The organism is Streptomyces sp. NPDC057428 (assembly GCF_042803195.1).
Classification (GTDB): Bacteria; Actinomycetota; Actinomycetes; order Streptomycetales; family Streptomycetaceae; genus Streptomyces.
The window spans coordinates 1-7,788 of record NZ_JBHVCT010000154.1; the positions used below are offsets into that span (position 1 = coordinate 1).

Annotated in this window: 4 protein-coding genes and 1 pseudogene; 2 read left to right on the forward strand and 3 right to left on the reverse strand. The window is 67.8% G+C overall.

Annotated features, from left to right (window positions below):
• Positions 1-76: 76 nt before the first annotated feature.
• A complete protein-coding gene (locus ACFU5K_RS30540) occupies positions 77-475 on the reverse strand; it encodes an ATP-binding protein (RefSeq protein WP_384067585.1) in 399 nt (132 codons plus the stop codon).
• A gap of 365 nt (positions 476-840) precedes the next feature.
• Between ACFU5K_RS30540 and ACFU5K_RS30545 the strand changes: the two genes are divergently transcribed.
• Positions 841-3,849: a family 16 glycoside hydrolase gene (locus ACFU5K_RS30545; protein ID WP_384067588.1), complete on the forward strand. Its 3,009-nt coding sequence runs from the start codon at positions 841-843 to the stop codon at positions 3,847-3,849.
• Positions 3,850-4,040: 191 nt separating this feature from the next.
• On the opposite strand, the gene ACFU5K_RS30550 is transcribed toward ACFU5K_RS30545, so the two are convergent.
• Positions 4,041-4,742 (reverse strand): hypothetical protein, encoded by a 702-nt coding sequence (locus ACFU5K_RS30550; protein WP_384067591.1) that lies wholly within the window; start codon positions 4,740-4,742, stop codon positions 4,041-4,043.
• Between the two features lie 344 nt (positions 4,743-5,086).
• A pseudogene (locus tag ACFU5K_RS30555) lies at positions 5,087-5,912 on the reverse strand (aldo/keto reductase).
• Positions 5,913-6,413: 501 nt separating this feature from the next.
• On the opposite strand from ACFU5K_RS30555, the gene ACFU5K_RS30560 reads away from it, so the two are divergent.
• Positions 6,414-7,523, forward strand: a complete 1,110-nt coding sequence (locus ACFU5K_RS30560; RefSeq protein ID WP_384067593.1) for an AI-2E family transporter — start codon at positions 6,414-6,416, stop codon at positions 7,521-7,523.
• Positions 7,524-7,788: the final 265 nt, after the last annotated feature.

The window sequence follows — 7,788 nt, forward strand, 5'->3', positions numbered from 1 at the left end:
CCACACCGCATCCCGCTTCCACCACGCTCCCACCGTGACGGCCAGTCATCCAACGCCGGAAACCATCACGCTCCGATTACCCGCTGAATGTTTGCGCGAGAACGATTTCCAGGCCGTGCTGCCCCGTGCGCGTCGGGTCGGCCTGCTGGGCCATGGGGAGCACATCACCGGAGTCCCACATCGTGATGCCCAGCATGTTGTCGACCACCTCGACGTCCAGCAGGCAGGGGCCGGGCGCGTACTTGCAGACGTTGGTTGCCAGCTCGCTCACGACCAGCTGTGCGACATCCAGGACACGCGACGGGACGGGTACCCCGTGCTCGGATGCGGCGTTCATGAGCAAATCGCGAACGAAGCCGCGCGCGTGGCCGATCTCCACGGAGTTCATGTCATACGCGGCACTGCCCGTAATCCTGTTCGCGTGCACGTCTTGCCTGCTCAGCGAGGCCCCGCCAGGTGTCGCCAGCTGTGCCATGTCACGTCCCCCGTCAGACCGGCCGCACCGTGCAACCCCGTCGCCACACGCGTATACCCGGCATGACACATTGCACACTCCGTGCGGAAGCCTGCCGCGGGCCCGTGGGTGCGGGTGCAGCGGGGGCCCGCCCTTCCCGGGGCGCGCCCGGCTTCCGGGCGGTGGACCTGCTCGCCCGGCCCGAGTTCACCGAAAAGGTTGCGCCGTGGGCGGGCACGGACACGGCCCGAACTTTGAACTCACAGATGACAAAGTATGGACTTCCTCAACGGAAGTCCCCTAGCGTGACGGCTCGACCTCGGACGTCCTGCTATCTCGCGGATTCGTGCAGCCCTACCGGAGTGCCACCCCCTTCTGGAGGACCGATGCATCCACGGCTGTTCCAACGTGCCCGAACACAGCTCACCACTCTGCTCGCAGGAAGCTTCCTCGCCGGCGGGGTCTGGGCCGCTCCTCCGTCCGTCGCCGCACCTGACGAGATCCCGCCCCAGGAACCGGGCGTCACCCTGCGGGTCTTCGACACCCAGGTGCCGCTCAGCAAGCTGTGTACGCTCAAGCCTGGGCAGACGCCCAACTTCGACAAGCTGATGTCGAACGTCGACTGGTCGACGGTGGGTGATTTCGGTGGCTACGCCGACAACTTCGTTGCTGAGGCGTCGGGTTACCTGACCATCCCGGCCGACGGAACGTACACCTTCCGCCTGAACAGTGATGACGGCTCGCGCCTCACGGTCGACGACCAGGAGGTCATCGATCACGACGGTCTCCATGGTGCCGAGCCCAAGGACGGAGCCGTTCAACTCGGCGCAGGGTTGCACCCGTTCCGCGTCGACTACTTCGAGAGGGGCGGCGAGCAACAGCTCACGCTCGCCTGGAAGCCGCCGGGCGAGGCCGACTTCGCAGTCGTTCCGCACGAGGCCCTCAGTACGGACGCCGGAGTCGTCCGGGTCACAGCGCCCGGCCGCAAGGAGTGCGAGTCGGGTGCCGACAGCCCCGGAGACGGCCTCCCGCTTGCGGATGTCCGCCCCGATCTCGACCTCACAGACCTGCGCCCGGACGGCTTCGAGCCCCAGGTCACCGGCATGGACTGGCTGCCGGACGGGCGCCTGGCGCTCTCCACCTGGGGTGGCTCCGAGGCCGTCAGGGGTGCGGTGTACCTCCTGGACCACGTCACGGGTGACACCAGCCGCGACAAGGTGACGGTGACGAAGGTCGCCGAGGGCCTGCGGGAGCCCATGGGCATCAAGTACGTCGACGGTTCCCTCTATGTCTCGCAGAAGCACGAACTGACGCAACTCGTGGACATCGACGGGGACTTCGTCACGGATGACTACCGCACGGTGGCTACCTGGCCGTACGGCGGAAACTTCCACGAGTTCGCCTTCGGGCTGCTGTACCGCGACGGCTTCTTCTACGTGAACCTGTCCGTCGCCATCAACTACGGCGGCGCGACGACCACTCCACAGCCGGCGCCTGGGCGCGGCACGACGTACAAGGTGAACAAGAAGACGGGCAAGATCAAGGCGGTGGCAGGCGGCCTACGGACCCCGAACGGCATCGGCTGGGGTCCCGGCGACGACATCTTCACCACCGACAACCAGGGCGGCTGGCTGCCCGCTTCGAAGCTCGTACACATCAAGCAGGACCGCTTCTTCAACCACTACACCGAGCCCTCGGGGCCGTTCGACAACCGTGCTGTCACCCAGCCGGTGCTCTGGCTGCCGCAGAACGAGATCGGCAACTCCCCGAGCACCCCGCTGCACCTGACGAAGGGGCGCTTCGCAGGGCAGATGCTCATCGGTGACGTCACCTACGGCGGACTGCAACGTGCCTATCTGGAGAAGGTGAAGGGGGAGTACCAGGGGGCGGTGTTCCGCTACACCCAGGGACTCGAAGCCGGTGTCAACCGCATCACGACGGGGCCTGACGGCGCGATCTACGCCGGCGGACTCGGGGCTGACGGGAACTGGGGCCAGGAAGGGAAGTTGAAGTTCGGCCTGCAGAAGCTCACGCCCAACGGGGGCAACACCTTCGACGTCCAGGAGATGCGTGCCGTGCCCGGCGGCTTCGACCTGGAATACACCCAGCCCCTGTCCGAGGCCACGGCCGCGGAGCTCGCGACCCGTTACAAGGCCGAGCAGTGGCGCTACACCCCGACAGCCGACTACGGCGGCCCGAAGATCGCGGAGGAGCAGCTCGGCGTCAAGTCGGCGACCCTCGCCGAGGACGGCCGTACCGTGCGCCTGCGACTCGACGGGCTCAAGCCCGGCCGCGTCGTGCACCTCCGCTCACCTCGCCCCTTCGCCTCGGCCTCCGGCGAGACGCTCTGGAGCACGGAGGCGTGGTACACGCTGAACGTTCTGCCGGGAAAGCAGCCGCCGCCGGCCACCCTGTACGAGGCCGAGGAGGCACGGCTCACCGGTACGGCCGGAATCAACACCGACCACCCCGGCTATTCGGGCAGTGGCTTCGTCGACCGCTACAACACGGAGAACAAGGGCGCCACGACCTTTGACGTCACCGTGCCCAAGGCCGGCGACTACGACGTGAACCTGCGCTACTCCAACGGTCCGAACCCCTACCAGGGCACCAAGTCGCTCTCCCTCCACGTCAACGGCAAGAAGCTGAAGCAGACGCAGCTCCCCTCGACCGGTACCTGGGACGCCTGGTCGACGCAGACCGAGCGGATTCGCCTGCACGCGGGGCCCAACACCCTCTCGTACCGCTTCGATTCCGGTGACGCGGGCCATGTGAACCTCGACCTGATCACCGTGCTCGCGCACGGGGCACCCGTCCCCCTGTTCGACGGCACCGCCACCGCCCAGGAGCAGTGGCAGCACACGGACGGCCGACGCGTCGAGTGGCCGTTGGCCGCGGAGGGGGCCATGGAAGTGTGCTGCGGTGACATCCGCACCAAGGACGCCTATCAGGACTTCAGACTGCAACTCGAGTTCCGGGTGCCGCTGCTACCGGACGACGTGACCGGTCAGGACCGCGGCAACAGCGGAATCTACCTCCAGGACCGCTACGAGTTGCAGATCCTCGACTCCTTCGGCGACACCACCCTCGACACGAACGAGGCCGGGGCCATCTACCAGAAGAGGGCGCCGGACATCAACGCGGCCACGGCCCCGGAGACTTGGCAGAAGTACGACATCACGTTCCGCGCCGCCCGCTTCGACGACAGCGGCCGTAAGACCGCCGACGCGCGGGTCACGGTGGTGTGGAACGGCAAGAAGGTCCACGACGACGTCGCGATCGACGGACCGACCGGTGCGGGCATTGCCGAGGGGCCCTCGGCCGGAGCGATCCGTCTCCAGGACCACGGCAACAAGGTCCGGTTCCGCGACATCCGCATCGAACCGCTCGCCTGAGACACGGCGCCGCTGATCCGGGGCACCTGCGACAAGCGGGTGCCCCGCATCACTCCGCCCGCCCGTGTCCACCGACGTCGGGCCGTTGCGGATGGCCGTGCCGGCCGGAGGGGCAGGCTGCTGCGGCTCACGAACCGGGAGCGGGTCCGGCTCTACCTCTGGGGCCCGTTCTGTCCTGTACCTGACCGACGTCAGCCGGGCGGAGTCCCGGTCGCGCTCCACGCCGAGGACAGTCCCTGCAGCCAGGCCGGTGGCAGCTCGGCGTGCTCCCACTCCGCCCACAGGGCGGACGGAGTGACCGTGAGGCGTTCGAGTACGGCGATGCTGGTGGGGGAATGGAGGAGCGAGTAGCGGCCGTGAACGGCGATGTGGCTGCTCGGCCCGTACTGCGCGTACAACCGGGCCAGCCGCTCCCGCCCGGTCTCGGCGAACCGCTCGAGCTGCCCGGCGTAGCCAACCCGGCCCACGACGCTCATGGTGCCGAGCACCGCGTTGAGCACCTCGTCCGACACCTCGGGATCGAGGTCCGAGCTGCCGCTGAAAGTGAGGTATAGCGGTGTCACGGCGACCTTGGCACGCTCCACGTCCACCCTCCCGACGGGGTGGTGGCCTCGCGGCGCGTCGTCCTTGGAACCGGACATCGCCGAACCGATGGCACGTTCCAGGGCGCGTTCGGCGGCACGGACGAGTACGTCGCCGGCGGCGCGGGCGCCGTCGTGCCAGCCCGTGCCGTACGGCTGGCCGCTGTCGGCGGGGGCCCACTCGGTCGTGCCGAGCTCGCTGTGTGCGTCCGCGATCGCGCCGGCCTGCACGAGGGCGATCAGCTCCTCGGCCTCGCTCCGGGGGACGCCCGAGCGGCCCAGGAGCTCGAAGAGCGTCTCCTTCGCGTTCATGACGCTGGCGGAGTCCAGCGGGTACCGGCCCGTTTCGGCGGTGTCGATCGTGTCCTCCTCGTCCGCTCGGCCTGCTGCCCGAGCGGCACGTAGCGCGTGTGCCGCATCGTCCTGCCTCGGCCGTGCGACGTCCCTACCGGCGGCGGACGCCGCCCTCACCCCCAAGTCTCCACGACGTCCCGGCCGATGCGGCGCCCGGACACGAGGCCCGTGCCCGCCGACCGCACGGAGTGCGAGGGCTGCGTGGGAAATCCCCTACGGCGACCCGCGGAGCAGGGGCAACGCCTCGACGGCGTCGGCCTGCTCACGCGAGCCGGCGCGGAACTCGGACCGGGTGGCCGTTGTCAGCCGTTGAACATGTCCGGGTCGAACCCGGTGCGCTCGTCGCGGTTGAGGGCGGAGATCTCACCGACTTCCGCGCCGGTGAGTTCGAAGTCGAAGAGATCGAAGTTCTCCTCGATCCGCTTCTGCGTGACTGACTTGGGGAAGACGATGTCCCCGCGCTGCAGGTGCCAGCGCAGGGTCACCTGAGCCGTCGACCTGCCCAAGCGGTCCGCGATGCGGGTGATGGCCGGATCGTCCAGCACCTTCCCCTGCGCGATGGGCGACCATGCCTCCGTGGCGATGTCGTGCTCGGCTCCGAAGGACCGTACGGTGTCCTGGGTGAGGTAAGGGTGCACCTCGATCTGGTTCACCGCGGGCACCACCGTGCTGTTCTCCAGCAGGCGACGCAGGTGGTGCGGCTGGAAGTTGGACACCCCGATGGCCTTGACCCGTCCGGAGCGGTAGATCTCCTCCATGGCGTTCCAGGTCTCCACGAAGTCCCCGACACCCGGCAGGGGTCAGTGGATGAGGAAGAGGTCCAGATACTCGAGCCCGAGCTCTTCCATCGTGCCCTCGAACGCACCGAGTGCGGCGTCGTGCGCGTGGGCGCCGTTGTTCAGTTTGCTGGTCACGAAGATGTCGGCGCGGTCGAGCCCCGAGTCACGGACCGCCTGGCCGACCTCCTTCTCGTTGCCGTACATCTCCGCGGTGTCGATGTGCCGGTACGGTCCTGATGGCCGCCAGGGTTGACTCGCGGGTCTCGTCCGGCGGGATCTGAAATGTCCCGAAGCCGAGCTGCGGGATCTTCACACCGTTGTTGAGTGTCACGTCGGGTACCGAGGACACGAGGGCTCCTTGCTGTTCTGCGCCTGGAACGGCGGTGAGCTGAACTGTGCGGGAGTGGGTGTGCAAGTTGCTTTCGTTCGTCGGAAGACGGCCCGCCGAGTGCGTGCCGGTCGTCGGAGGCGTGAGACCGTCACCTCCTCGCCCCGGTGGATCATGCGCTCCGTCCTTCCTGCGTGGTACCCGAACAAAAAAGGCGAAAACGGAGCATAACTATCTGTATCAGCAACATCCCTTCACGGGTCGGCCACGCGTGGAGCGCTCGTTCGGCGCCTGCCCGCGCAGTCACCCATCAAGGATCCCGACGCGCCACGGCCCTCTGTGCCCGCAAAATGTCGGAAGCCCCGCGGCTACCGGTCGGTGAGCCGATGGTTGGCCTCCCTGGGGACGCGTACCGGGTCGCGGGGCTCGTCGAGACGGCAGCCATCCCTTACGGCCCTGCCACTCTCCAACGCGGATCGGGCACGGTCCGAAGGGGGTGCGCCCGGGATTAGGGTGACTCGCATGTCTGTCACGTTGAGCTCCACCAAGACCCGCGCCGCCCTCCGTGTCTCAGCGCGGGTTTCCGGCGAGATGCTACTGGTCCTTGTCATGGCCGCGGCGACAGTGTGGCTGCTCGGCCGTATGTGGCCGGTCGTCTGGCCGCTCATAGTCGGCCTGCTGCTGACCACGCTGACGTGGCCGATGACGCGCTACCTGCGTCGGCGCGGGTGGCCCCCGGCTCTGGCGGCTTCCGTCGTGACAGTGATGTTCCTCCTGGTCGCCGTGGGGGTCGCAGCGCTGATCGCAGTGCCCGTGGCCTCGCAGTCCGGCGAACTCGCCGACGGTGTGGTCGCAGGGATCCAGAGACTGCGGGAGTGGGCGTCCGGGCCGCCGCTGAACATCGGTGACGATCAGATCACCGGCGCGTTCGACTCAGCGACCAGCCGCATCCAGGACAGCATCGGCAGCATGGTCACCACCGTCGTCACCGGGGTCAGCACCGTGGTCAACGGCGTGGTGACTGCTGTTCTGGCCGTCTTCTTGATGTTCTTCATGCTGAAGGACGGTCCCCGGTTCCTGCCGTGGCTCGCCCGTCAGCTTCCTGGTCGGCTCGCCACGGACGTACCGACCGTCGCGGCACGCGGCTGGGAGACCCTCGGTGAATTCGTACGCTCCCAGGCGTACGTCGGTCTCCTGGACGCGGTCCTCATCGGCCTCGGCCTGTGGATCGTCGGAGTGCCGCTCGTGCTCCCTCTGGCTGTTCTGACCTTCGTCTCCGCGTTCGTGCCGATCGTGGGCGCACTCTTCGCGGGCTTCGTCGCGGTGCTCATCGCTCTCGTGTCGAACGGACTGACCGATGCGCTGATCGTGCTGGCGATCATCGTCGTGGTGCAACAGCTGGAGGGCAACGTGTTCCAGCCCATGATCCAGAGCCGGGGACTCGGCCTGCACGCTGCGGTGGTCCTGCTGGCGGTGACGTTGGGCGGAAGTCTGGCGGGCATCGTGGGCAGTCTGCTCGCGGTGCCGGCCGCCGCACTGATCGCCGTGGTCTGGAACTATCTGCGCGAGCAGCTCAGCGAGCCGACGCTGGAGCCGGATTCCCACGTGTCACCGGCCAGCTCTCCGTCGTAGACATGCGCTGTCGGTTCCGGTGGCAGGGGCGGACGGGGAGAAGGCTGTGGGCGTTCCATGGTGTTCGTGGCGTGTCGGGCCATGCTCGTCGTGGTGCCGTCGGCCGGCTCAGGGATCTTGGCCGTGACGGCAACGGTTCGGGGGAGAGCCGCCAGGGAGTCATATCGAGGCCTTAGTAGGGCTTTGTTAGATCCTGTGGTGTGGTTCGGGGGTTGGTGCGGGTTGGCCGCATATCGAGCAGGCGCCGGTCCAGGTGGCCAGGAGG

What these genes read in the sequence shown, in the direction of transcription:
- ACFU5K_RS30550 (WP_384067591.1), bottom strand. Translation starts at nt 4,742, where the DNA reads ATGAACGCGAAGGAGACGCTCTTCGAGCTCCTGGGCCGCTCGGGCGTC.
- ACFU5K_RS30560 (WP_384067593.1), top strand. Translation starts at nt 6,414, where the DNA reads ATGTCTGTCACGTTGAGCTCCACCAAGACCCGCGCCGCCCTCCGTGTC.
- ACFU5K_RS30540 (WP_384067585.1), bottom strand. Translation starts at nt 475, where the DNA reads ATGGCACAGCTGGCGACACCTGGCGGGGCCTCGCTGAGCAGGCAAGAC.
- ACFU5K_RS30545 (WP_384067588.1), top strand. Translation starts at nt 841, where the DNA reads ATGCATCCACGGCTGTTCCAACGTGCCCGAACACAGCTCACCACTCTG.